Genomic DNA, 24,684 nt, shown 5'->3' on the forward strand with positions numbered 1-24,684 from the left:
CATGCGCCTTCTGAGCGTTCTGTACGACAGGGGTGCCGCCCGGCTCGTCCGGGTCTGGCGGCGCTCCCTGCACTTCCGCGTCGTGTCCGTGACCCTGGTGTCCTCGACGCTGCTCGTGGTGACCTTCAGCTGGCTGCTCGCCTCGCAGATCACGGCGTCGCAGGTCGGCTCCAAACTGAACGAGGCCCAGAACCAGCTCGAGCAGGGCAGGGTCTACCTGGAGCCGCAGTTCCGGGACCGGGGCGAGGCGGCAGACCCGGGCGTCAACGGCTTCCTGAGGTACGCGACGGCGCTGCTCGTCCCTCCGACCTCGACCGCCCCCAAGGACGCCGCGCAGAACGACAAGGCCGCCTCCGTTCCGTACTACGTCCTGCTCGAACCGACCAACCCGGACTTCCTCAAGGCCGTCAAGCCGCAGTCCCCGCAGCTCGAGGACACCCGGGCGGTGCAGAAGGCCGTCCCCGACGACCTGCGGCGCACGGTGAAGGAGACGCGGAAGAGCGCGTACCAGTACGTGCGGGCCAACCCCGACAGCCAGGGCGAGCGGCCGTTCATCGTCGTGGGCACCATGGTCAACACGGCGATGGGCGAGTTCTCGCTGTACTACCTGTACCCGCTCGACGAACAGGTCTCCTCCGCCAGCTCCGTGCGGACCACGGTCTTCGTCACCGGCCTTGCCCTCGTGCTGCTCCTCGCGCTGCTGTCCGCGCTGATCACCCATCTGGTGGTCGGCCCGGTCCGGATCGCCGCGCGCACCGCCCAGCGGCTGTCCGCAGGGCTGCTCGACCAGCGGATGGAGGTGCGCGGCGAGGACGACCTCGCGGCGCTGGCCACCAGCTTCAACCAGATGGCCGCCAATCTGCAACGCCAGATCAACCGGTTGGAGGAGATGTCGCGGCTGCAACGCCGGTTCACCTCCGACGTGTCGCACGAGCTGCGCACACCGCTGACCACGGTGCGGATGGCCGCCGACATGCTGTTCGCCAACCGGGAGGACTTCGACCCGCTGGCAGCCCGCAGCGCCGAACTGCTCCAGGCCGAACTCGACCGGTTCGAGGACCTGCTGACCGACCTGCTGGAGATCAGCCGGTACGACGCCGGGTTCGCCGTCCTCGACACCGAAGCCGTCGACCTGGTCCCGATCGTCACCCGGGTGGTGGAGCGGTTGCGGCCGCTCGCCGACCGCGCGCAGGTCGAGCTGCGCACCGTCGTCCCCGACGAGCCGGTGATCGCGGAGGTAGACCCGCGCCGGATCGAGCGGGTGCTGCGCAACCTGGTCGGCAACGCGGTCGAACACGGCGAGGCCCGCCCGGTCGTCGTCACCCTCGCCGACGGGGAGGGCTCGGCGGCCGTCACGGTCCGCGACCACGGCATCGGGCTCAACACCGGCGAGGACAAGCTCGTGTTCAACCGGTTCTGGCGGGCCGACCCGTCCCGGGCCCGGCAGACCGGCGGCACCGGCCTCGGGCTGTCCATCAGCCTGGAGGACGCCCGGCTGCACGGCGGCTGGCTGGAGGCGTGGGGCGCGCCGGGGCTCGGCGCGCAGTTCCGGCTGACCGTGCCGCTGCGGGCCGGCGACCGGCTGTTGTCCTCCCCGCTGCCCCTGGTGCCCGCCGACGCCGAACCGCAGTTGGGACCCATCCCGCCCGACGAGCCCACCCGGGGAGTGCGCCATGCGTCGTAGGTTCCTGGCCGCCGCCGCCGTCGTGACGGGCGTGTTCGCGCTGTCCGTGCTGTCGGCGTGCGGGGTGCCGGACTCGGGCCCCGCCGTCTCGTACGGGCCGGAGCGGACGATCACCGGCATCGACCTCCGGCCGCCGTACAAGGTGGCGGCGCCCGACAACTCGCAGTCCGCCGACCAGACGGTCGCCGGCTACCTCCGGGCGGCCAACGGTCCGCTGGAGAAGATGCGCGAGCAGGTCAAGGTGTTCTTCACCCAGTCGGCCCAGAACACCTGGCAGGCGGGCTCCGGCGGCCTGCTCGTGGTCCGGGGCACGGTGCACCCGCCGACCCAGGTCGCCGGCGCCGGGCAGTTCGACGCGCACGTGCAGGTCACCGGGGACGTGCTCGGCGTGCTCACCAACGGCTGGCTGGACACGAGCCAGGCCCGCGCCGGCTACTCCTACACCTACAACCTGCTCAGCGCCGGGGCCGGCAAGGGCTGGCTGATCGACAACCCGCCGCAAGGCATGCTGCTGAGCATCGAGGCGCTGCAGAACGACTACGACCAGCGCCCGGTCTACTACCCGCCGAACGGCGAGGACCGGGCCCTGGTCGCCGACCTGCGGTACGTGCCCCGCAGCGTCTCCGTCTCCGCCGTCGGCCGCTACCAGCTGCTGATGAGCTGGCTGCTCGCCGGGCCGTCCTCCTACATCGCCGGGGCGGTGAACTCCGCGCTGCCGGCCGGCACCGAGCTGCGCGGCCTGCCCGTCGAAGACAACGCACTCTCCCAGATCACCGTGGACCTGTCCGCGAAGGCGGAGGCCACCGACCGGTGGGAGACGCTGATCGCGCAGATCGCGGTGACGCTGCAGGCGAAGTACCTGGAGATCCGGATCGAGGGTCGCCAGAAGGTCAAGCCGCACGACCAGGACGCGTACTACTACGACGCCTGGAACCCGGCGACCGGCCACATGGCCCACCCCCTGATGGTCGACGGCGGCCTCGTCCGGGCGGTCAGGATCCCCGACCGGGTGGAGGAACAGGTCCCCGCCCTGCTCCGGGGCCGGACGAACGTGAAGTGGGCGACGGGGCTCAACGCCACGGCCGCGTACGTGACCACCGACGACGCCCTGTTCATCGGCCGGGCCAACTCCTCGGACGAGACCCGCTACGTCCAGGTGGAGAAGATGCGGGACGTGGCGTTCACGAGCCCGCCGGCGCTGTACCGGACGCCCGGCGGGCCCAGGGTGCTGATCGGGGCCGGCCCCGGCCTGTACAGCATCGACACGTCGACCCAGACCCCCCAGGCGGTGACCGTCAGCGGGGTCACCGGCGAGGGCGCGGTGACGAGCCTGTCGGTCGCCCCGGGCGGCAAGCGGGTCGCGTTCGTGCGCGGCGGCCGGGCCTACGCCGGCATCTTCACCGACTCCGCGCAGATCAGGGCCTGGCAGGTCGCCTCGCAGCTCACCGGGATCACCTCGGTGTCCTGGTCGTCGGAGGTCGGCTTCCTGGTGTCCGGGCAGGGCCAGCCGGTCAGCCCCAACACGTCGAACTCGGCGTTGTCGCAGGTGACGTTCGACGGGGCGGTGGTGGAGCCGCAGTACCCGTCGCAGACCACCCGCACCGGCCCCGTCGCGGCCTATGTGCCGTCCCCGCGCGGTGGAGCGGTGATGGAGCCTCTGGTGGAGATCGACAACCGGATCTATCTGGTACGCCATCCCGGCGTCCCCGCCAGCGCCGGCACGGCCCCGTTCTACTTCGAGGACTAGCGGACCACCCACCACCGCCCGGGCCCTCCCGCCCGGGCCAGCGCCGGTACCTCGCCGGGTCGCTCCAGCCGGGCTGTGAGCGTGCCTGTCGCCCGTTGTCGGTGAGGACGGCCTCCGCCGGTTGTCCACAGCCTGGGGCGGGTTATCCACAGGTGGGTCGGTCGTCCACAGGCCGGCCCGCCGGAAGCCCGCTCCTGGGCACGCTCGACCGGTGTTGCGTGACCTGATCGACCTCGTGCTCCCCGCTGACTGCCCGTGCGGCGGCCCGGGCCCGTTCTGCCCGGCGTGCCAGGCGGCGCTCGCCGGCCCGCCAGAGCCCGCCGCGCCCACCCCCGCCCCGCCCGGCCTGCCCCCGTGCCTGGCCTTCGGCCCGTACGACGGACCCCTCCAGCGGATCCTCCTCGCCTACAAGGAGCGCGGCCGGCGCGACCTGGCCGCCCCGCTCGGCGACCGCCTGGCAATCGGGGTCGCCCGGCTGTTGGCCAACGGGCCCGCCGTCCTGGTGCCCGTGCCGAGCACGGCTGCCGCCGTCCGGGCCCGGCGCGGCGACCACATGGAGCGACTGGCCCGCCGGGCCGTCGGCACGCTCCGCCGGGACGGCCGCCGCGCGACCCTGCTCCGCGCGCTGGTCGCACGACCCAGGCCCGACTCCGCCGGTCTGAGCGCCGCCGAGCGGGCCGCCGCGGCCGGGGACGCCTTCCGGGTCAGACCGGGGCGCACCGGTCCGCTGCGGGCCGGCCTGGCCGTGGTGTTGGTCGACGACATCCTCACCACCGGGTCCACCCTCGCGGCGGTCGCCGATCAGCTACGGTCTGTAGATATACCGGTTTGTGGGGCGGTGGTGATCGCGGCGACACGACGCAGAAGTTCTCCGACAAAGGCGTGTCGAGACCCGAATCGCCAATACTTGTCGGTAGTTAACTCAAACAGGGGGTGACGAACGGCTGAACACGCGTTAGCGTCGAGGGCCAGAGCACTCTTCACCGAGAGGAGGTCACCGGGTTTCGCAACACCGGCTGACGCTCCGGGGGGAGTGCGTCGAGCCGGCTCCCACCTGGGCAAACGTCCAGGTTACCCCAGATCGTGAAAGTGGGGGAGGTCTGCCGTGGAAATTGTCGTCAAAGGACGTAACGTCGAAGTCCCGGAACACTACCGGGTACATGTGGCCGACAAGCTGGCGAAGATCGAGAAGTACGACCACAAACTCATCCAGGCCACTGTCGAATTGCTTCACGAACCCAATCGTCGTCAGCGCGAGAGCAGTCAACGCGTCGAGATCACGATCGCATCACGAGGGCCCGTCATCCGCTCGGAGGCCTGCGGGAAGGACTTCTACACCGCACTCGACCTCGCGGTGACGAAGCTCGACGCCAGGTTGCGGCGTTCAGCCGACCGGCGTCGCGTCCACCGAGGACACAGCACCCCGATCTCCGTGGCCAGGGCCACCGCCGCTCTGACGGCCAAGCAGATCGAAACCATGTTCGACAAGCCAAGCTTCGCCAAGTCGCAGGAGTCCGACGGCTACGAGCACGAGGAGCACCTGCCCGGCCAGATCGTGCGCGAGAAGACGCACTCGGCCGAGCCGGTCACCATCGATGACGCTCTGTCGCAGATGGAGCTCGTGGGCCACGACTTCTACCTGTTCACGGACAAGGAAACAGGCTGCCCGAGCGTCGTCTACCGGCGCAGGGCGTACGACTACGGCGTGATCCGCCTGTCGTAGCCCGCACAGCGCGACCTGCGGAGGGGCCCCCGAATCCGGGGCGCCCCTCCTGCCTGCGCACGTCGGCGACCCCAAAGCAGAGTTCGCGGATCGGCCACGTGTCGTGACGTCACGCCCGCTCCGGCAGCTCTGTGGCCGCTCGAGGGTACGCGAAGAGAAAGACACCGAAACCTTGCGGCGAGCACGCCGGTCATGAGACCTTCGCCGAGCGCCGAGCGCCGAGCGCCGAGCGCCGAGCGCCGAGCGCCGAGCGCCGAGCGCCGAGCGCCGAGCGCCGAGCGCCGAGCGCCGAGCGCCGAGCGCCGAGCGCCGAGCGCCGAGCGCCGAGCGCCGAGCGCCGAGCGCCGAGCGCCGAGCGCCGAGCGCCGAGCGCCGAGCGCCGAGCGCCGAGCGCCGAGCGCCGAGGCGGCGAACTCCGAGCGCCGAGGCGGCGAACTCCGAGTGCCGAGAGGCCGAACTCCGGGCAGCCGGGACGCCAAGATGCCAGGACCTGCGCCCAGAGCGCCGAGCCCGGGCCCCGAGCCGGACCCCTGGCGCCCCATGCCCCGAAAAGGGCTCGGAAGCGGTGCGCGACCACCTCCCCGGGGAGGTATGGTCGGCCGCGTGATCTCTCTCCGACCGCTCCGTGACGGTGACGCCGAGGACCTCGTCGCCGCGTGCAACGACCCGCTCATCCAGCGGTTCGTGCCCACTCTGCCCGCGCCGTACACCCGCGAGCACGCCCTCTGGTGGATCCGGGACGGCGCGCCGACCGTGGCGGCCAGAGGTGGTCAGATCTGGGCGATCGTCGATCCGTCCGACGACCGGCTGCTCGGTAGTGTCGCCACCCAGCCGGGGACTCTGGGCTACTGGGTCGCGCCATGGGCCCGGCGGCGGGGGGTGGCCACCGAGGCGACGAGGCAGGGCACGGCCTGGGCGTTCGCGCACGGGTACGAGCGGCTCGAGCTCACCACCCATCCCGAGAACGTGATCAGCCAGCGGGTGGCCCTGGCCGCCGGCTTCCGGAGCGAGGGGCTGCGCCGCGCGGCCGAGCAGAGCCGGGGTGGCGGCCGGCACGACATGCTGGTCTGGTCGCGGTTGCCCTCGGATCCGCCGGGGCCGACCCGCCGGCTCATCCCGGACCTGCCGGGCGGCGCCCTGACCGACGGGGTTGTGACGCTGACCCCGGTCGGGCCGGCGGACGCCGGGGAGATGTTCGCGCTGCGCAACCTCCCGGAGGTCGTGGCCAGCAACGTGCCTCCGGTCGAGCTGAGCCGCGCGGAGGTCGAGGAACGCTGCCGGCTCGCGCCCGGTACGTGGCTGACCGGCATCAACGTGGATCTGACCATCCGGGAGGCGGCGACGGGCGCGTTCGTCGGCGAGATCGGTCTTTTCTACCACGAGCCCCCCACCCAGCAGGCCATGATCGGGTATGCGGCGCTGCCGGCCTTCCGCGGCAAGGGCTACACGACCCGCGCCGCGAACCTGATCGCTGACTGGGCGTTCACGCAGGTCGGCGTCATGCGCCTGATCGCGGGCACGGCCCCGGAGAACGCCGGCTCCCAGCGCGTCCTGGAGAAGGCCGGCTTCGTTCGCGAGGGCTACACCCGTTCCCGCCTGCCCGGCCCGGACGGCACCCGGATCGACGACGTCCTCTGGGCCCGCCTGCCCGCCTGACAGATCCCCAAAACCATTTTCTGATCACGGCGACACCTGCCCCGGCACCGTCCAGCGACCCGGCGTCCTCACCACGGGCGTCCCCACCAGCTGGACAGCCGGGCGACTCCCGCCAGCGCTGAACCCGTCATCAAATATTGATCTTGTTTTTCAGCGCGGGTCCGTGGCCAGTTTCGCGCCGACCCACGTGTCGACCCGGGCGCCCCGGTGCACGAGTCGGCCGCGCTGCACGCCCTCGACCGCGAACCCGGCCTTCTCGGCGACCCGGCGGGACCCGTCGTTGCCGACGAGGGCCCGCCACTCGATCCTGGCCAGCCCCAGCTCCTCGAAGCCCCAGCGGGTGATGGCCCGCAGGGCGGCGGTGGCGTGCCCCCTGCCCCAGGCCCCCGGCGAGACCATGAAGCCGACGTCGGCCATCGTGGGGTCGCCGCGGTCGATCCGCAGGTCCATGTTCCCCACCCAGCCGCCGTCCGGGTCACTGATCGCGAAGTAGGCCCCGTCCGCGCGCAGCCACTGTTCAGCCGTGAAGGCCACGAAGCGCTCGGCGTTCCGCCGGGTGTACGGGCTCGGCAACGGCAACCACCGGGTGATCTCCGGATCGGTGCACGCCGCCACCAGCGCGTCGACATCGCCGGACTCCACGGGCCGGAGCAGGACGTCACCGGCGGGGAGCACCGGCTGCGGGGCGCTGAACACCCTGGTCCGCCGGCTGTCCACGGTCGGGAAGCCGAGCCGGCCGTACCGGTCGAGGTCGGCCGGGAGCAGCGCGCCGATCATGCCGTCGACCGGCTCGCCGGCCCTGTCGATCAGCGCCTCGCGTTGCAGCCCCTCCATCACGAACCCGGCGCGCTCGGCCACGAGCCGGGACGGCAGGTTGCCGGCCTTGGCCCGCCACAGCAGCCGCTGCACCCGCAGCGTGTCGAAGACCCACCGGCAGACGAGCTTGAGCGCCTCGGTGGTCACGCCCCGGCCCCGGCCGCCCGGGGCGACCCAGTAGCCGATCTCGGCGACCCGGGCGTCGGCGTCGTGGTCGACCACCCCGATGGAGCCGAGCAGTTCGCCGTCGTGGTCGAAGATCCCGAACTGCCCTTCCGACGCGCCGGTGACGAACCCGACGGCGTGCTCCATGAGGTACGGGACGGGCACCCGGGTCCACCGCTGGATCGCCTGGTCCTGGCAGGCCGCGTAGACCTGGGGGGCGTCGGAGCCGCGCCACGCGCGGAGTACAAATGCATCGGTCCTGAATTCCACCCTCAGATCATGCGTGCCCGGCTCCGCTGTGAGCGAACAGGATTTTTCGGAACACCAGGGTGGGGTCGTCACTGGGGGGATTGCCGCCTACGATGGTCAAGCGAATACCTCCCAGGGAGTGCTGACCCGTGTCGATTTTTGAAAAGCTTCTCCGCGCCGGCGAAGGCCGCATGGTGCGCAGGCTGAAGGCCATCGCCGACGCCGTGAGCTCGATCGAGGACAACTACGTTGACCTCAGTGACGAGGAGCTGCGCGAGCAGACCACCCTCTTCAAGGAGCGGCTCGACGAGGGCGAGACTCTCGACGACCTGCTCCCGGAGGCGTTCGCCGTCGTCCGCGAGGCGACCAAGCGGGTCCTCGGCAAGCGGCACTACGACGTCCAGATCATGGGCGGCGCCGCCCTGCACTTCGGCAACATCGCCGAGATGAAGACCGGTGAGGGCAAGACGCAGACGTGTCTGCTGCCGGTCTACCTCAACGCGCTGGCCGGCAAGGGCGTGCACGTGGTCACGGTCAACGACTACCTCGCCCAGCGCGACGCCGAGTGGATGGGCCGGGTGCACAACTTCCTCGGCCTGACCGTCGGCGCCATCCTGCCGAACCAGTCGTCCGCCGACCACAAGGCCGCCTACGAGTGCGACATCACCTACGGCACGAACAACGAGTTCGGCTTCGACTACCTGCGCGACAACATGGCGTGGTCGAAGGAGGAGATGGTCCAGCGGGGCCACTTCTTCGCCGTGGTCGACGAGGTCGACTCGATCCTGATCGACGAGGCCAGGACCCCGCTGATCATCTCGGGCCCGGCCGAGCAGTCCGCCCGGTGGTATGAGGAGTTCGCCCGCGTCGTCGGTCGGATGACCAAGGGCGAAGAGGGCCACTACGAGGTCGACGAGTCCAAGCGCACCGTCTCCATCTCCGAGTCGGGCATCGCGCGGGTCGAGGACGTCCTCGGCGTCGACAACCTCTACGAGTCGGCCAACACCCCGCTCGTCGGCTACCTGAACAACGCGATCAAGGCCAAGGAGCTCTACAAGAAGGACAAGGACTACATCGTCTCCGACGGTGAGGTCCTGATCGTCGACGAGTTCACGGGCCGCATCCTGCACGGCCGGCGGTACAACGAGGGCATGCACCAGGCCATCGAGGCCAAAGAGGGCGTGGAGATCAAGCAGGAGAACCAGACCCTCGCGACGATCACCCTGCAGAACTACTTCCGGCTGTACGAGAAGCTGGGCGGCATGACCGGTACGGCGCAGACGGAGGCCGCCGAGTTCAACAAGGTCTACAGCGTCGGCGTCGTGTCCATCCCGACCCACCGGCCGATGATCCGCGTGGACCGCGCCGACGTCATCTACAAGACGGAGATCGCCAAGTTCGAGGCCGTCGTCGAGGACATCGTCGAGCGGCACAACCTCGGCCAGCCGGTCCTCGTCGGCACCGTCTCGGTGGAGAACTCCGAGCTGATCTCCAGCCTGCTGAAGAAGCGGGGCATCCCGCATGCGGTCCTCAACGCGAAGTACCACGCGCGGGAGGCCGAGATCGTCGCCCAGGCCGGGCGCAAGGGCGGCGTCACGGTCGCCACGAACATGGCCGGCCGTGGCACGGACATCCTGCTCGGCGGCAACCCGGAGTACACGGCGGCGTCTGAGCTGCGCAACGCCGGCATCGACGAGGAGAACGAGAAGTACGCGGAGCTGTGGGAGGCCGCCCTCGAGCGCGCCGAGGAGTCCTGCGCCGAGGACAACGAGGCCGTCATCGAGGCCGGCGGGCTCTACGTCCTGGGCACCGAGCGGCACGAGTCCCGCCGGATCGACAACCAGCTCCGGGGCCGTTCCGGCCGGCAGGGCGACCCGGGCGAGTCCCGGTTCTACCTGTCCCTGCAGGACGAGCTGATGCGCCGGTTCCGTTCCGGTGCCGTCGAGGCCGTCATGGACCGGTTCAACATCCCCGACGACGTGCCGATCGAGTCGAAGATGGTGTCCCGCCAGATCAAGGGCGCGCAGACCCAGATCGAGGGCCAGAACGCCGAGGTCCGCAAGAACGTCCTCAAGTACGACGAGGTCCTCAACAAGCAGCGCCAGGTCATCTACGCCGAGCGCCGCCGCGTTCTCGACGGCGAGGACCTGCACGAGCAGGTCCGGCACATGATCGACGACACGATCGCCGGTTACGTGCAGGGTGCCACCGCCGACGGCTACGCCGAGGACTGGGACCTCGAGCAGCTCTGGACGGTCATGAAGCAGACCTACCCGGTCGGCGTCACGATCGAGGAGCTCGAGGACGAGGTCAACGGCCGCGACGGCATCGAGTCCGAGTGGCTGCTCGAGCGGCTCAAGGAGGACGCGCACACCGCGTACGACAACCGGGAGACCGAGCTCGGCGAGGCCCCGGTCCGCGAGCTGGAGCGTCAGGTCCTCCTCGCCGTCATCGACCGCAAGTGGCGCGAGCACCTCTACGAGATGGACTACCTCCAGGAGGGCGTCGGCCTGCGGGCGTACGCCCAGCGCGACCCCCTGGTGGAGTACCAGCGCGAGGGCTTCGACATGTTCAACCAGATGCTCGAGGGCGTCAAGGAGGAGACCGTCTCCTACCTGTTCAACCTCGAGGTCAAGGTCGAGGAGCCGGCCCCGGCCCCCGTCGAGCCCGGTGACGTCGTCACCCCGCTCCCGGACTTCAGCGGCGGCGCCGAGCACGAGCACGTCGAGATCCGCGCCAAGGGCCTCGGCGCCCGCGGGCCGCAGCAGTTGCACTACTCGGCCCCCACCATCGACGGCGAGGCCGGCGCCGGCGGCGTCGTGCACCACGAGGAGGCCCCGGCCCTGGGGCTCGGCGTCGGCCCGGCCAGCCCGATGGCTGCCGGAGCCAAGCGGCCGGCGCCCGGGCAGAAGGTCGGCGGGGGGCCCTCGCGGAACTCGCCGTGTCCGTGTGGGTCGGGGAAGAAGTACAAGCGTTGCCATGGGGCTGCTGAAGGCGAGTGACCTGTGCTGATCTGCCCCCGGTGCCTGTGGTGCCGGGGGCAGAACGCTGTCCGGGTGCCGCGTCGGATCTGCCGGCCGCCGCTAGTGGGTGTCCGGCGACGGTGGGCCACCCGGGCGCAGCGACTGGAGGTGGGTGCACAGCCACGCGTCCGCCGGTCGTTCCAGTCGCAGGGTCATCGCCCAGATCCTCGTCGACCGGTGCAGCATCACCACCGCCTCGATCACGGCCGGGGCCGGCGAGGACACCCGCAGGGACGCGATCCGGACCGTTCCCGGAGCGCCCCGCTGCTGCTCGATGTCGAGGACCAGCTGCCGGTGCGCGTCGGGGGCGCAGACCGCGCGCAGCGCCTGGACGGGCCGATGCCCGGTGAGGGCCTCGAGGTAGAGCCGGAGGAAGACCCCGGCAGCCCGGCCGGCCCAGCCGTCCGGTGCCCTGAGCGCGGTCCGGGCGGGGCGCACCCCGGCGGGCCCTGATGGTCCGGTGCCGGCGCGGCCGGCTGTGCCCATGGGGCCGGCTGTCCCCTTCGGGCTGGCTGTTCCCCTCGGACTTGCTCCGCCCCTCGGGCCGACGGCTCCTATGGGGCCGGTAATGCCGGTGGGGCTGGTGGGGCTGGTGGGGCCTGAGGGTCCTGAGGTGCTCCGGCGGGCGGTCGGTTCGGTGCCGGGCGGGGTCGCGCCTGGCGGCGGGGAGGTCCTCGGGCGCCGGGATGCCGCCCATGTGCCGACGGTCCGGGACCCGGGGCCGGATGCTCCTGCCACCGCCTCGGCACCGGGCGTCCCGGACGGAGCCACGTCGTGGCCAACTGTTCGGCGGGCAGCTGCGCTCCCGCCCGGAGTGGCGTCCCGCGCAGTTCCGGCACCACCTGTCCAGGGCGGAGCCGTGCCACCGCCCCCGCCAGGAACGGCACCCCACGCAACCCCGGCACCACCTGTCCAGGGTGGAACAGCGCCCCCACCCGCAGCCGCATCCCGCACCGCCATCCGGGCGGCCTCCCCCCGGGTCAACCCCGGATCATCGAGACACCGCCCACCGCAACAGGACCCGGCGCAGCACGCATCCTCCTCGTACGGCGGCTCGTAGGGTGGGACCGGGCCGATCGTGACATACATGCGAGCCTCCCGAAGCCTACGTTTACCCCCGTTTGCGTTTGGCACGTTCTACTGGGCTTCGGTGGGCGCACGCCAGGCTGGATCGCCTAACCGACACTTTCGTCGGCGATCAGGGGGTTCTCGCGGATCCAGACGGCCGTCTCGGCGTACATCCGCTCGATGTAGAGCTCGACCTCGGCGCGTTCGACCCGCCACTGGCCCCGGCCGCCGATCTTGATGCCGCGCAGCTCACCGCTGCGGACCAGGTGGTACACCTGGGAGGTCGAGACGTTCAGCAGCTCGGCGACATCCGCGAGCTGCAGGAACCGTGGCTCCATGGGGTGGGCCTCCGGGGCGAGGGGTACGGTTTCCTTAGTTTGCCACCGATGGCGTTGAGGAGCAGCACATGCGGGTCTACCTCCCGGCCACGCTTCCCCTGTTGGCCGCCCTGCGCGCCGAGGGTCAGCTGGGCCCCGGCCCGCTCGCCGCGCACGCCGTGACGCCGGGCCTGCGCGAGTGGTATGTGGAGGGTGACGAGGAGGAGCTGGAGTTCGTGGCGTTCACGGCCGCGGCCCAGTCCGCGTTGCAGTTGCTCCGGCACGATCCGGCAGCCCCGCGCCGCCGGGTGGTGATCTCCGCGGACGTGTCCGACGCGCTGGTGAAGCCGGAGCAGGAGCTGGGGTCGAGCCTCGTCGAGCTGAGTTCCCCGGTGAGCCTCAAGGCCGTCGTGTCGCTGCACGTGGACGACGCGGACGCCGAGCGGGACGTCGCTGCGGCGGTCGACGTGGTGCTGGAGGCGCTCGGTGGCGACGAGGACGCCCAGTTCACGGTGGACGGCGCGGAGGACCACGACCTCGCGTGGTACGACGCCTCGGAGCTCGACCAGCTCCTCACCGGCTCATAGACCCACAACCATTAATTGATTACGGTGGGGCCCGACCCGGGTTCCACCGGCCCTGCCCAGCGTGCCCGGCGGCGCCCCGGGCGGGCGGAGTCCCCGGGCCTCCGGTGCCAGCCGCGCGGCCGGCCGAGGACCGCCAGCCGGGAGCCGCCGCTGGAGACCGGGTCAGGTGTCGCCGTAACCGTCTGATCTTTCGGGTTATTCGCTCCGCTGCTCCCGGCCGCCGGCTGCGTCCGCTTTGGGCAGTGGCGTCCCGAACACCGACACCGGCTCCGGCTGGTCGGCGTCGGCGGGGAACACCGCGCGCGCGGGTGCTTCCGCCGATTCCTCGGTCGCGGGCCGCATCGTCCGGCCGACCAGGATCGTGGCCGTGACCGCCCCGGCGAACAGCAGCGCGATCCCGGAGTTCACCCGAGGCCCGATGTCGGTGGCCAGCAGCGCCTCGGTGAACGTGGCGTCGGTGACCGGGGCGACGAGGCGCGGCACGGTCAGCCAGGCGAAGCCCTCGGACAGGATCGCGAGCGCGCCGGCGACCGCACCGGCGGGGAGGTAGCCGGCCCAGTGCTGGGCGGGACCCCGGCGCAGGTACCGGAACGAGACCACCCCGGCCACGATGCCCGACACCACCCCGAAGATGAGCAGCATCCAGTGCGACGTGAAGAAGCTCTTCTCCGGGCCGGCCTCCTGGGTGAACTTCTGCAGGAAGATGCTCAGGATCACCTTGGTCAGGAACGCGGCGTACGTGCCAGCGACGCCGGCCGCGACCACCCGGATCGGGTTGATGGCGGCGAACAGCCCGCCGACGAGCGCCGCCGCGGCCGAGCACACCGCGATGACGGCCGAGCTGCGGGTGTCGCGGATCATGGCGAGGGCGAGGCCGCCGGCGAGTACCCCGAAGAGCAGGCCGGCACCGGCACCCGCCGCGAGCCGCCGCAGCCCGGTGGACGCGAATCGCAGGGTGGCGACGGCCAGCATGCCGGCGGAGGCCCCGGCGGCGAGAATCGCCGTGACCAGGGGGAACAGGTTCTGTGCGGCGCTGATCAGCCCCGAGTCGGCTCCACCGCTCTCGGTGAGAGTGACACGAAGCACCCAGAGCAGGGCGAACAGCCAGGCGAAGCCGATTCCGACCAGGATGGCGGCGCTGCTGGGCTTGAGTGGGGCGGGAGGAGAGTCGGTCATCAGGGGCTCACTCCATCGACGCGGGGGTGACAGCATCCGAGGGTACGTGGCGGGCGGTAGGGCATGCCCTACCGGGCAAACGAGTGTGGTGTCCGTCAGGTGACGACGACCTGCCGAGACGTGGGATGATTGCTCCGCCCGCCAGCGAAGTCGAGCTATCAGGAGTAGCGATGGACGCCCTCTTCACCGTTCCGGACGCGCGCAACGAGCCGGTGCGCTCGTACGCCCCGGGGAGCCCCGAGCGGGCCAGCCTGCAGACCAGGCTCGCCGAGCTGGCCGGCGAGCAGATCCAGCTCACCTCCACGATCGGCGGCGAGCAGCGGATGGCCGGCGGCGAGGAGCTGCCCGTCGTCCAGCCGCACAAGCACGCGCATGTGCTCGGTGTCACAGCCAACGCGACCACCGCCGACGCGCGGGCCGCCGTGCAAGCCGCCAAGGACGCCGCGCCGATGTGGCGGGCGCTGCCGTACAGCGAGCGGGCCGCGATCTTCCTCCGCGCCGCCGACCTGCTGGCCGGCCCGTGGCGGGACACGCTCAACGGCGCGACGATGCTCGGCCAGTCCAAGACCGTCCAGCAGGCCGAGATCGACGCGGCGTGTGAGCTGATCGACTTCCTGCGGTACAACGTGGCGTTCGGCTCCCAGCTGCTCGCCGACCAGCCGAAGTCCTCCGACGGGATCTGGAACCGGTTCGACCACCGGCCGCTCGAGGGCTTCGTGCTCGCGATCACGCCGTTCAACTTCACCGCGATCGGCGCGAACCTGCCGATGGCCCCGGCCCTGATGGGCAACACGGTCGTGTGGAAGCCGTCGGTGACCCAGCAGTTCGCCGCGCACTTCACGATGCGGCTGTTCGAGGCGGCCGGCCTGCCGCCCGGCGTGATCAACATGGTGACCGGCGACGGCCTCGCGGTCTCCGAGGTGGCCCTGGCCGACCCGGACTTCGCCGGCCTGCACTTCACCGGCTCCACGCCGACGTTCCAGAAGCTGTGGACGACGATCGGCAACAACATCTCGAACTACCGGGGCTACCCGCGCATCGTCGGCGAGACCGGCGGCAAGGACTTCATCATCGCGCACCCGTCGGCCAACGCCGCCGCGGTGAGCACGGCGATCATCCGGGGCGCGTTCGAGTACCAGGGCCAGAAGTGCTCGGCGGCGTCGCGCTCCTACCTGCCGCGCTCGATCTGGAACGCGATCAAGGACGACCTGGTCGCCACCACCGAGGGCCTGACCTACGGTGACGTCGCCGACTTCTCCAACTTCGGCGGCGCGGTGATCGACCGGCGCGCGTTCGACAAGCACGCGGCGGTGTTCGACCGGGTGCGCGGCGCGTCCGGCGTGGACATCCTCGCCGGCGGCACCGTCGACGACTCGGTGGGCTTCTTCGTCCGCCCGACCCTGATCGAGTCCACGGACCCGACGCACGAGATCTTCACGACCGAGTACTTCGGCCCGATCATGGGCGTGCACGTCTTCGACGACGCGGACTTCGAGAAGGTCGTCAAGCAGGCCGAGAACGCGTCGCCGTACGCCCTGACCGGCTCGATCTTCGCCGACGACCGCCGGGTGGTGGACTGGGCGGCGAGCGAGCTGCGGTTCTCGGCCGGCAACTTCTACATCAACGACAAGCCGACCGGGGCGGTCGTCGGGCAGCAGCCGTTCGGCGGGGCGCGCGCGTCGGGCACCAACGACAAGGCCGGCTCGTGGCACAACCTGCTGCGCTGGATGTCGCCGCGCACGATCAAGGAGACCTTCGTGCCCCCGACGGACCACCGCTACCCGCACATGGGCTAGTTTTCGGGTACTGACACGGCCGGGTTCCCCGCAGGGGAGCCCGGCCGTTTCCGTTGTCCGGGGTGGACCGCGAGGGTCAGTCAAGGGTGTCTATGGCCGGATCAAGGGCCGTATTGGTGATCAACTATTGACCGGGTGGGGTGACCCGGCTAACGTCATCGAATAATTTAGGAAACATTCCTAAGAGTTGTTCCGTCTCCTCACCCCTCGGGAGTCGAAGTTGTCCAGACGAGTCCTGCCGGCCATAGTCGCCGCTGTCGCGGCCCTGGCCGCAGCCGTGTTCACCTTCAACATCGGTCCGTCCTACGCCGCCCCCAACGAGGACTGTCGCCCGGACGGCCTGGCCCGCACCGCCGGCGTCGACACCCCCTACTGCGCGGCGTACGACACGAACGGCCGCGAGAAGATGGGCGCCGGAGTCAGCCGTCGTGTGATCGGCTACTTCACCAACTGGCGCACCGGGGTCAAGGGCGACCCGGCCTACCTGGTGAACAACATCCCGTGGAACAAGGTCACCCACCTCAACTACGCGTTCGCGCACGTCGACGGCCAGAACAAGCTGTCGGTGGGCGGCGGCGGGGCGACCAACGCCTCGACCGGGATGACCTGGCCGGGCGTGCCGGGGGCCGAGATGGACCCGAGCTTTCCGTACCAGGGGCACTTCAACCTGCTGAACAAGTTCAAGAAGCAGTACCCGAACGTGAAGACCCTGGTCTCCGTCGGGGGCTGGGCCGAGACCGGCGGCTACTTCGACGACAACGGCAACCGGGTCGCGTCCGGCGGCTTCTACACCATGACCGAGTCCCAGGCGAAGATCGACACCTTCGCGGACTCGGCGGTCGCGTTCATCCGGCAGTACGGGTTCAACGGGGTGGACGTCGACTACGAGTACCCGACGTCGAACAAGGACGCCGGCAACCCGCTGGACTTCACGGTCGCCAACGCCAAGCGGGCCCAGCTGATGGCCGGCTACGTGAACCTGATGCGCACCCTGAAGCAGAAGCTGGACGCCGCGAGCGCCGCTGACGGGAAGTACTACATGCTCACCGCCGCCGTCCCCGCCTCGGGCTGGCTGCTGCGCGGGATGGACGTCTTCCAGGTCACGCAGTACCTCGACTACGTGAACGTGATGACCTACGACCTGCACGGCGCGTGGAACGAGTACGTCGGCCCGAACGCCGCGCTGTTCGACAACGCGCAGGACTCCGAGATGATCGCCGGCAGCGTGTACAGCTCGTACGGCAACATCGGCTACCTCAACGGGGACTGGGCGCTGCACTACTTCCGGGGCAGCATGCCCCCGGGCCGGATCAACCTGGGCCTGCCCTACTACACCCGGGGCTGGGAGAAGGTGACCGGCGGGACGAACGGCCTGTGGGGCGACTCGAAGGGCTCACCCTGCCCGGCGGGCACCACGGTCTGCGGGGCCGGCGCGATCGGCATCGACAACCTCTGGCACGACCTGAACGCCAGCGGTCAGGAGGAGCCGGCCGGCTCGAACCCGATGTGGCACGCCAAGAACCTCCAGCAGGGCGTCCCCGGCGACTACCTGGCCAGCTACGGGCTCGACCCGAACCTGCCGAAGAACAAGCTGACGGGTACGTACGTCCGCAACTACAACTCGACCATGGTCACCCCGTGGCTGTGGAACGACCAGAAGAAGGTCTTCCTGTCCACCGAGGACGACGTGTCGGTGAACACGAAGGCGCAGTACATCGCGGACAACGGCTACGGCGGCGCGATGATGTGGGAGCTGGCCGGCGACTACCAGTGGGACGCGGCCAAGGGTCAGTACGGCATGGGCTCGACCCTGACCACGGCGCTGTACGACAAGCTCCAGACGTCCGCCCCCTACGGCGCGTCCAAGTCGACGAAGACGATGCCGACCGCGACGATGGACGTCGGGATCGACGTGGGCGGCTTCCCGGTCGGCGACTCCAACTACCCGATCACCGGCAAGATGAAGGTCACGAACCGGTCGGCGACCGACATCCCCGGTGGCGCGAAGCTGGAGTTCGACATGCCGGTCAGCACGACGGCGGAGATCGGCCAGCAGACCGGCTGGACGCTGACCGTCACACCGGGCCGCAGCGGCTCCAACTCCGGCGGGCTGAAGGCGGACTTCCACCACGTCACGATGACCCTGCCGAGCTGGCAGACCATCCCGAAGAGCGGGGGCTCGGCGGAGGTCACCATGACCTGGAAGCTGCCGGTGTCCGGGCCGTCGAACTACGTCCTCACGTTCGGGGGCACGTCGTACCGGCTGAGCGCCGACAACCCGCGCGGCGGCACCACCAACCCGACGACGGCCCCGCCGACCACCGCTCCGCCGACCACGGCCCCGCCCACGACGGCCCCGCCGACCACCGCCCCGCCCACGAGCAGGCCGCCGACGAGTGCCCCGCCGACCACCCAGCCCCCGACCACCCAGCCCCCGACCTGCTCGGTGGCGGCGTGGAACGCCGCGACCGTCTACAACGGCGGCCAGACAGCCTCCTACGTGGGCCGGATCTGGAAGGCGAAGTGGTGGACACAGGGCGAGACGCCGGGCGTGGCGGCGGTCTGGGAGGACACGGGAGCGTGCGGTCCGCAGACGACCGCGCCGCCCGGCACGTGCACGGCGGCGGCCTGGAACTCGGCCACGGCCTACTCGGGCGGGGCGCTGGTGTCCTACACCGGCAAGAAGTACCGCGCGAAGTGGTGGACGCAGGGCGAGACGCCCGGTACCGCCGCGGTCTGGGAAGACCTGGGCACCTGTAACAGCTAGGTGATCGAGTACCGCCCCCGGCCCGCGCCGGGGGCGGTACTAAATTCTGAGCCATGACTCCGAACGCCGCCTGCGGTCTGCTGGCCGAGCCGGACCGCCTGCGGGTGTACGCGGCCGTGGTCCTCGGCGCCGGCCTGCCCAGCGAGATCGCCGACCGGGCCGGCACCGACGTGGACACCGCGATCAGGGCGCTCCGCCGGCTGCACCGGGGTGGCCTGCTCTCCCTCGTGGACGGCCGCTACGCCGCCGACGCCGCCCCCTTCAAGGAGGCGGTCCGGGTGGCCGCCGCCACCGAGCCGCCCGTGGCCCCGCTGGACCCGGATCCCCGCCGGGACGCCGTGCTGCGCGCGTTCATCCGCGACGGCCGCCTGGTGCACATGCCGGTCGCCCGCGCGAAGCTCCGGATGGTCCTGGAACACATCGTGGCCGGCTTCGAGCCCGGGGTGCGCTACCCGGAGCGCGAGGTGAACACGATCCTGCGCGCCTGGACCGAGGACTACGTCACCCTGCGCCGCAACCTGATCGACACGGTCCTGCTGGACCGCGCCGACGGCTACTACTGGCGCTCGGGCGGACCGGTGGAGGTCTGAGTCCCCGACCTTCATGATCAACTACACGTTCTTGCGGTACGCGCGGCCCGAAAAGCAGCAACTACGTGTAGTTGATCACCGGGATCGGGTCAGCGGGTGCGGAGGGAGGCCAGTGGTCGATAGCTCAGGCCCAGGCGGCGGAACAGCCGGATCGCCCCGCAGTTCCACCCGTCGACCAGCAGCCCGACCCGGCCGTACTCGCTGAGCATCTGGTCCAGCAGGAACCCGCAGGTGGCCACGGAGTGCCCACGGCCCCGGGTCTGCGGGTGCGTCGCGGCCCCGGACAGGAAACCGACGGTCGGCGCGCTCCACGCGTCGGCGGCGACGGCGGCGAGCCGGCCGCCGCAGTCCCGCAGCCCGGCCCAGCGCCGCACGCCGGCGACCCTCGGGCGGGCCTTCGCCGACGGCCAGGCGGCGTCGAGGAGCTTGCCGATGTCCCGGTCGTCATCAGTGGTCAGCCAGCCGGCGGAGCTGGGCGTCACGGCCGGTCGCCGGGACGTCTCCATCCAGCCGAACGTGTCGACCAGGGTCACGCCGGGGATCCGTTTGGCCAGGTCGCGGATCAGGTCCGCGTCGCCGATCGTCCGGTAGCTGGGGCCCACCTCGGCCAGGACCTTGGGGACCAGGATCGCGAGATCGTCGGCGGAGCCGGTGACCACGAGGCGGTCGCGCTGGTAGAGCGAGGGGGACGCCACGGCGAGGGCATCACCGTGGGAGTAGGCCTGGGACTGCCCCTGGGCCGCCCATGCGAGTAAGGGATCCTCGTCGCCGGGCTCGTTGGTTTCCTGCACGGGTCCAGCGTGCATCCGCTGGCGGGAAAAGGGGGGACGCCGGTACCTGAATGTGATTTACGACTCTGAATCTGGCCTGGTTGCAACCGTGGGGGCCGGCGACGCAGCGCGAGGTGGCGTGCACCGTGGGCCAAAATGCCCCGAACGGCTCAGCTAGGCTGGCCGTCACGGACCGTGATCCTGGGAGCCCCCGTGCCCTCCGGCCGATATCGCGGTACGGTGACGGTCGTGACCGATGAGACATGCCCACTGTTCGGCGAGCAGGGCGGGAAGCTGACCTACGGCAGCTACCTCCGCGTCCCGGAGCTGCTCGAGCTGCAGATCCCCGAGTCCTCGCCGCCCGCGCACGACGAGCTGCTGTTCATCACCATCCACCAGGTGTACGAGCTGTGGTTCAAGCTGATCCTGCACGAGCTGACCGACGCGCGGAACCGGATGCTGACCGGCGAGGCCTACGCGCCCCGGGTCCGCCTCGAGCGCAGCCAGGCCATCATGCGGGTGCTGGTCAGCCAGGTGGACGTGATCGACACCATGACGCCGCAGGACTTCCTCGCGTTCCGGGAGAAGCTCGCGCCGGCCTCCGGGTTCCAGTCCGTGCAGTTCCGTGAGGTCGAGTTCCTCTCGAACCTGAAGGACCCCACCTACCTCGACCGGTTCAGGGGGCTCACCGAGGCCGAGGAGGCCCGGCTGCGCGAGCGGCTGGTCGAGCCGAGCCTGTGGGACGGCTACGTCACGCTGCTCGCCCACAACGGCTTCCCGGTGGCCACCGAGGAGGAGCGCGAGGTCGCGCTGAAGCAGATCGCGCACGACCGCGAGAAGTACGGCCAGCTGTGGGACCTCGCCGAGGCGCTGATCGCCCACGACCAGTCCCTGGCCCTGTGGCGCTCGCGGCACGTGCTGATGGCCGAGCGCCAGATCGGCACGAAGGCCGGCACCGGCGGCAGCGCGGGCGGTGCGTACCTGCGCTCGCGCCTCCCGCTGCGCTGCTACCCGGAGCTGTGGTCGCTGCGCTCGGCGCTTTAGTGGGTGGGACCCGCTGAGGGCGACGATGCGTGCGTTGTCGGGAACCCCGCATACAACACCGGTATGCGGGAACCCCTCCGCCTTCGCCTCCTCGCCCTCAGCGGGCCAAGGCGTTGAGATCAATTGCCAGATCAACACCATTTTTCGGTTACGCCGCGTTCCTCACCCGGCGCGCGGCGGCGACAGGGCGGCGCGCAGCAGCGCGTGTGACTCGACCGATGCGCCCAGCCCGTCCAGGGCCAGCAGCGCCGCCCCGAGCACCGGGGGAGACGTCACCACCACCGGCTCGGCCGCCGGCACCAGGCGGGACCTGATCCCGGCCAGGAGCAGAGGCTGTTCGGACTGCAGGACGCCGCCGCCCAGTACCACCGCGTGCGGCTTGTCCAACAGATCCAGCCGGCGGGCTGCCACGGTCGCCTGCGCGACGATCTCCTCCGCCTGCTGCTCGATCACGGCCAGCGCGACGGCGTCCCCGGTCTCGGCGACCGTGAACAGCAGCGGCGACAGCTCCGGCACCTGGTCGATGGAGATCTCCCCGAGGTGCAGGGCGACCCCGACGGCCTCCGCGCCGTCCCGGCCGAAGTGCGCCGCCACGGCCGCCGTGAGCGCCGTCGCCGGGCCCCGGCCGTCCTCGCCGCGCACCGCGTGCCACAGGGCGAGCCGGGCCAGGTGGTGCCCGCCGCCCCAGTCGCCCGTGATCTCGCCGAGCGCCGGGAACCGGGCGGTGCGTCCGTCGGCGGCCCGCCCCACGCAGTTCGTGCCGGCGCCGCACACCACGGCGATCGCGTCCGGCGCGTCCGTACCGGCCCGCAGCAGCGCGAACGTGTCGTTGTCGACCAGGTGGACCGCCGCCCAGTCCGCGCCCTCCGCGCCGGCCTGCAACGCCGCGACCTCGTGCGGCAGGTCCGCCCCGGCCAGGTACAGCTCGGCCCGGTCGAGTGGCACCCCGCCGGCCTGGGCCTGCGCGTCGGCGATCAACTTGTCGAGCAGCGCGATCGTGCCGTCGAACCCGAGGTGGAACGGCGAGGAGCCGCCGCCGCGCACCCGGGCCAGGATGTGACCGGTGGAGTCGCCGATCAGCACGTCGGTCTTGGAGTTGCCGCCGTCGACGGCGACGTAGTACCCCGTTACCACTTCAGGTGCCGATCGCGGACCATCGTCGCCGCCAGCTGCTCGGCCAGGTCGTGCTGGCCGACGAGCGGGTGGGCGAGCAGCGCCTTGTAGACCCGGTCGGCCCCGCCGTGCACCGCCGCCTGGACGGCCAGCTCCTCGTACCCGCTGACGTGCGCCACGAGGCCCGCCAGTTCCGGGGCCAGCGGCGTGATCGGCCGGGGCACCGCGCCGGCCTCGGACACGTCGCACATCACCTCGATGACCGCGTCGTCGGACAGGAACGGCAGCGCGCCGTTGTTGCGCACGTTCGCCGGGTGGATGCCCGGGGTCAGGCCGGTCAGCGAGTTGATCAGGCCGACGGCCGCCTCGGAGTAGAACGCCCCGCCGCGCTTCGACAGAAGTTCGGGTTTCACATCGAGCTTGGGATCTGCATACATCTTCAGCAGCTCCGCCTCCATCGCCGCGACCTTCTCGCCCCGGGTCTCCGCGCCCAGCTCCTCCTGGACCACGGCGTCGTGCGCGTAGAAGTACCGCAGGTAGTAGGACGGCACGTTGCCGAGCTGGGTGAGCACCTTCCCCGGCAGCAGCAGGTCGCCGGCCAGGTCGTCGAGGTGGTCGGTCAGCAGCTCCGGCAGCCGGTCGACCCCGTCGACGTACGCCGCCCGCTCCCAGGTGAGGTGGTTGAGCCCCACGTGGTCGAGCAGCACCGCCTCGGGCGCGACCCCGAGCAGCTTGGCGAACCGGCGCTGGAAGCCGATCGCCACGTTGCACAGCCCGACGGCGTTGTGCCCGGCGTCGAGCAGCGCCCGGGTCACGATGCCGGTCGGGTTGGTGAAGTCGACGATCCACGCGCCCGGGTTGGCCAGCTGGCGGGCCCGCTCGGCGACCTCGAGGACGACCGGCACGGTGCGCAGCGCCTTGGCGAGCCCGCCGGCCCCGGTGGTCTCCTGGCCGACGCAGCCGCACTCGAGCGGGAACGTCTCGTCCCCGATCCGGGCGTCCTGGCCGCCGACCCGCAGCTGGATGATCACCACGTCGGCGCCGTCGAGCCCCTTGTCGAGGTCCGAGGTCCACGTGACCTGGCCGGCGTGCCCGTATCTGGCGAAGATCCGGGCGCCGAACGGCCCGATCATCTCCAGCCGGTCGGCGGCCGGGTCGATCAGCGCCAACTCGGTCACCGGTGAGCCGAGCCGGGCGAACCCGTCGATGAGCTCCGGACTGTACGTCGAACCGCCGCCGACGACCGCGACCTTCATGACATGTCTCCTTGGATCAGTCTTCTTTGTACGGTTGCCAGGCCGGCGCGCAGCGCGCCGACGAGCACGGGGTCCCCGTCGACCTTGGTGAGTTCGATCGGCACGCTGAACGGCTTGGTCGCCATCACCTTCTCGACGGCCTCGCGCAGCGCCTCGCCGCCGCCCCGGGCGACGCCGCCGGCGAGCACGATCCGGGGCGGGTCGAGCACGGCGATGATGGCGACGAGGGGCACGGCGAGCCGCTCGGCGACCTCGTCGAGGGTCAGGCCGTCGAGGTTGGGCGCGCCGATCAGGCTCTGCAGGTCCCCGCCACCGGCGCCCGGCACGGGCAGGTAACCGATCTCGCCGGCCCCGCCGGACGCGCCGCGCAGCAGCTGTCCACCCAGGTCGATGGCCAACCCGAGGCCCTCGTCGACCCACAACAGAGTGAACGGCCCATTTTGGAACTGCCGCTCGGCGACCGCGACGAGGTTCACGTCGTTGTCGACGTCGAGGGAACAGTCCACTCGGGTCCGCAGCTCGCCGATCAGCCCCGGCCGGTCCCAGCCCGGGGTGTCGATGTGCCGGATGGTGTCGGTCGCCGGGTCGTACGAGCCGGGCACGGCGAGCTGGATGTGGGCCGGTCGACGGGTCCCGGAGGCCAGCCAGTCGAGGGCTTCGGTGATGTCCCGGGCCTGGAACTCGGCCTGGACCCCGCCAACAAGATCACAAATTGCTACGGAGAGTGACTTTACCCTGAGTGATATCGCGGCGACATGTGCCGCTTCGGGGTGTGGAGCGTAGATCTCCGCGTTGGGGCCGGGCCGGCCGGTGACGTGTCCGGTGACGACCGCGAGACCGGTCTCCACGAGGCGGCGCAGCAGCTCCGAGGCGGTCGGTTTCGACAGCCCGGTGAGCTCGCGCAGCTCGCCCCTGGTGAGGCTGCCCCTGGCCAGCAACTGCTCAAGAGCTGCGCCTTCGTTCAGTGCGCGCAGGTGTCGGGAGGTCGCCACGCCCGTCCTCCAATCGTTAGTAAGACTGACTGACAATAACATGCGTAGGGTACCCCGGTCGATGTCGCGTCCCCTGCGACCGGCTGCCCAAAATGTCCAATATGAAGGGGCCGTTACAACAAGATCACTCGATCGCTATCAGAAT

At 70.9% G+C, this 24,684-nt stretch carries 19 protein-coding genes; 11 read left to right on the forward strand and 8 right to left on the reverse strand.

The window, feature by feature from the left end; translation table 11 throughout:
• The first annotated feature begins 1 nt into the window (after nucleotide 1).
• The 5 genes from mtrB (at nucleotide 2) to IW245_RS32605 (ending at nucleotide 6,810) form a co-directional block, all read left to right on the forward strand.
• Nucleotides 2-1,684 (forward strand): MtrAB system histidine kinase MtrB, encoded by a 1,683-nt coding sequence (gene mtrB / locus IW245_RS32585; RefSeq protein ID WP_197006946.1) that lies wholly within the window; start codon nucleotides 2-4, stop codon nucleotides 1,682-1,684.
• Nucleotides 1,674-3,431, forward strand: a complete 1,758-nt coding sequence (locus IW245_RS32590; protein ID WP_197006947.1) for a GerMN domain-containing protein — start codon at nucleotides 1,674-1,676, stop codon at nucleotides 3,429-3,431. The genes mtrB and IW245_RS32590 overlap by 11 nt, the downstream gene beginning before the upstream one ends.
• A 211-nt stretch (nucleotides 3,432-3,642) precedes the next feature.
• Nucleotides 3,643-4,368, forward strand: a complete 726-nt coding sequence (locus IW245_RS32595) for a ComF family protein (RefSeq protein WP_197006948.1) — start codon at nucleotides 3,643-3,645, stop codon at nucleotides 4,366-4,368.
• 168 nt (nucleotides 4,369-4,536) lie between these two features.
• A complete protein-coding gene (gene hpf, locus IW245_RS32600) occupies nucleotides 4,537-5,154 on the forward strand; it encodes a ribosome hibernation-promoting factor, HPF/YfiA family (protein ID WP_197006949.1) in 618 nt (205 codons plus the stop codon).
• A gap of 603 nt (nucleotides 5,155-5,757) precedes the next feature.
• Nucleotides 5,758-6,810, forward strand: a complete 1,053-nt coding sequence (locus tag IW245_RS32605) for a GNAT family N-acetyltransferase (RefSeq protein ID WP_233472712.1) — start codon at nucleotides 5,758-5,760, stop codon at nucleotides 6,808-6,810.
• A 150-nt stretch (nucleotides 6,811-6,960) separates the two neighbouring features.
• Here IW245_RS32605 and IW245_RS32610 read toward each other — a convergent pair whose 3' ends face one another.
• Nucleotides 6,961-8,061 (reverse strand): GNAT family N-acetyltransferase, encoded by a 1,101-nt coding sequence (locus tag IW245_RS32610; protein WP_197006951.1) that lies wholly within the window; start codon nucleotides 8,059-8,061, stop codon nucleotides 6,961-6,963.
• 128 nt (nucleotides 8,062-8,189) lie between these two features.
• Here IW245_RS32610 and secA point away from each other — a divergent pair, with 128 nt between their 5' ends.
• Nucleotides 8,190-11,042, forward strand: a complete 2,853-nt coding sequence (gene secA, locus IW245_RS32615; RefSeq protein ID WP_197006952.1) for a preprotein translocase subunit SecA — start codon at nucleotides 8,190-8,192, stop codon at nucleotides 11,040-11,042.
• A gap of 81 nt (nucleotides 11,043-11,123) precedes the next feature.
• Here the strand turns inward: secA and IW245_RS32620 are convergent, their stop codons facing one another.
• Nucleotides 11,124-11,549 (reverse strand): Rv3235 family protein, encoded by a 426-nt coding sequence (locus IW245_RS32620; RefSeq protein WP_197006953.1) that lies wholly within the window; start codon nucleotides 11,547-11,549, stop codon nucleotides 11,124-11,126.
• Between the two features lie 689 nt (nucleotides 11,550-12,238).
• Nucleotides 12,239-12,469 carry a helix-turn-helix transcriptional regulator gene (locus IW245_RS32625; protein WP_197006954.1) on the reverse strand — a complete coding sequence of 77 codons (231 nt, stop codon included), beginning with the start codon at nucleotides 12,467-12,469 and terminating at the stop codon, nucleotides 12,239-12,241.
• Nucleotides 12,470-12,537: 68 nt separating this feature from the next.
• Between IW245_RS32625 and IW245_RS32630 the strand changes: the two genes are divergently transcribed.
• On the forward strand, nucleotides 12,538-13,035 hold the full coding sequence (locus tag IW245_RS32630) for a DUF6912 family protein (protein ID WP_197006955.1): 498 nt from the start codon (nucleotides 12,538-12,540) through the stop codon (nucleotides 13,033-13,035).
• A gap of 195 nt (nucleotides 13,036-13,230) precedes the next feature.
• Here IW245_RS32630 and IW245_RS32635 read toward each other — a convergent pair whose 3' ends face one another.
• Nucleotides 13,231-14,211, reverse strand: coding sequence for a hypothetical protein (locus IW245_RS32635; protein ID WP_197006956.1), 981 nt, complete (start codon nucleotides 14,209-14,211; stop codon nucleotides 13,231-13,233).
• Nucleotides 14,212-14,381: 170 nt separating this feature from the next.
• On the opposite strand from IW245_RS32635, the gene pruA reads away from it, so the two are divergent.
• The 3 genes from pruA (at nucleotide 14,382) to IW245_RS32650 (ending at nucleotide 19,364) form a co-directional block, all read left to right on the forward strand.
• Nucleotides 14,382-16,007, forward strand: coding sequence for an L-glutamate gamma-semialdehyde dehydrogenase (pruA, locus tag IW245_RS32640; protein WP_197006957.1), 1,626 nt, complete (start codon nucleotides 14,382-14,384; stop codon nucleotides 16,005-16,007).
• Nucleotides 16,008-16,227: 220 nt separating this feature from the next.
• Nucleotides 16,228-18,774 carry a glycosyl hydrolase family 18 protein gene (locus IW245_RS32645; protein WP_197006958.1) on the forward strand — a complete coding sequence of 849 codons (2,547 nt, stop codon included), beginning with the start codon at nucleotides 16,228-16,230 and terminating at the stop codon, nucleotides 18,772-18,774.
• A gap of 53 nt (nucleotides 18,775-18,827) precedes the next feature.
• On the forward strand, nucleotides 18,828-19,364 hold the full coding sequence (locus IW245_RS32650; protein ID WP_197006959.1) for a DUF2087 domain-containing protein: 537 nt from the start codon (nucleotides 18,828-18,830) through the stop codon (nucleotides 19,362-19,364).
• A gap of 89 nt (nucleotides 19,365-19,453) precedes the next feature.
• Here IW245_RS32650 and IW245_RS32655 read toward each other — a convergent pair whose 3' ends face one another.
• Nucleotides 19,454-20,155 (reverse strand): GNAT family N-acetyltransferase, encoded by a 702-nt coding sequence (locus tag IW245_RS32655; RefSeq protein ID WP_197006960.1) that lies wholly within the window; start codon nucleotides 20,153-20,155, stop codon nucleotides 19,454-19,456.
• Between the two features lie 228 nt (nucleotides 20,156-20,383).
• Here IW245_RS32655 and IW245_RS32660 point away from each other — a divergent pair, with 228 nt between their 5' ends.
• Nucleotides 20,384-21,178 (forward strand): tryptophan 2,3-dioxygenase, encoded by a 795-nt coding sequence (locus IW245_RS32660; protein ID WP_233472710.1) that lies wholly within the window; start codon nucleotides 20,384-20,386, stop codon nucleotides 21,176-21,178.
• A 162-nt stretch (nucleotides 21,179-21,340) separates the two neighbouring features.
• Here IW245_RS32660 and IW245_RS32665 read toward each other — a convergent pair whose 3' ends face one another.
• The 3 genes from IW245_RS32665 to IW245_RS32675 are packed head-to-tail and all read right to left on the reverse strand — an operon-like array spanning nucleotide 21,341 to nucleotide 24,539.
• Complete coding sequence (locus IW245_RS32665; RefSeq protein WP_197006962.1) at nucleotides 21,341-22,312, reverse strand: N-acetylglucosamine kinase; 972 nt, start codon at nucleotides 22,310-22,312, stop codon at nucleotides 21,341-21,343.
• Entirely contained in the window at nucleotides 22,306-23,547 is a 1,242-nt protein-coding gene (locus IW245_RS32670; protein ID WP_197006963.1) for a 6-phospho-beta-glucosidase, read from the reverse strand. The genes IW245_RS32665 and IW245_RS32670 overlap by 7 nt, the downstream gene beginning before the upstream one ends.
• Complete coding sequence (locus IW245_RS32675; RefSeq protein WP_233472702.1) at nucleotides 23,544-24,539, reverse strand: ROK family transcriptional regulator; 996 nt, start codon at nucleotides 24,537-24,539, stop codon at nucleotides 23,544-23,546. The genes IW245_RS32670 and IW245_RS32675 overlap by 4 nt, the downstream gene beginning before the upstream one ends.
• Between the last annotated feature and the right edge of the window lie 145 nt (nucleotides 24,540-24,684).

It is taken from the genome of Longispora fulva, assembly GCF_015751905.1.
Lineage (GTDB): Bacteria > Actinomycetota > Actinomycetes > Mycobacteriales > Micromonosporaceae > Longispora > Longispora fulva.

What these genes read in the sequence shown, in the direction of transcription:
- mtrB (WP_197006946.1), top strand. Translation starts at nt 2, where the DNA reads ATGCGCCTTCTGAGCGTTCTGTACGACAGGGGTGCCGCCCGGCTCGTC.
- IW245_RS32590 (WP_197006947.1), top strand. Translation starts at nt 1,674, where the DNA reads ATGCGTCGTAGGTTCCTGGCCGCCGCCGCCGTCGTGACGGGCGTGTTC.
- IW245_RS32620 (WP_197006953.1), bottom strand. Translation starts at nt 11,549, where the DNA reads ATGGGCACAGCCGGCCGCGCCGGCACCGGACCATCAGGGCCCGCCGGG.
- IW245_RS32625 (WP_197006954.1), bottom strand. Translation starts at nt 12,469, where the DNA reads ATGGAGCCACGGTTCCTGCAGCTCGCGGATGTCGCCGAGCTGCTGAAC.
- IW245_RS32630 (WP_197006955.1), top strand. Translation starts at nt 12,538, where the DNA reads ATGCGGGTCTACCTCCCGGCCACGCTTCCCCTGTTGGCCGCCCTGCGC.
- IW245_RS32635 (WP_197006956.1), bottom strand. Translation starts at nt 14,211, where the DNA reads ATGACCGACTCTCCTCCCGCCCCACTCAAGCCCAGCAGCGCCGCCATC.
- pruA (WP_197006957.1), top strand. Translation starts at nt 14,382, where the DNA reads ATGGACGCCCTCTTCACCGTTCCGGACGCGCGCAACGAGCCGGTGCGC.
- IW245_RS32650 (WP_197006959.1), top strand. Translation starts at nt 18,828, where the DNA reads ATGACTCCGAACGCCGCCTGCGGTCTGCTGGCCGAGCCGGACCGCCTG.
- IW245_RS32670 (WP_197006963.1), bottom strand. Translation starts at nt 23,547, where the DNA reads ATGAAGGTCGCGGTCGTCGGCGGCGGTTCGACGTACAGTCCGGAGCTC.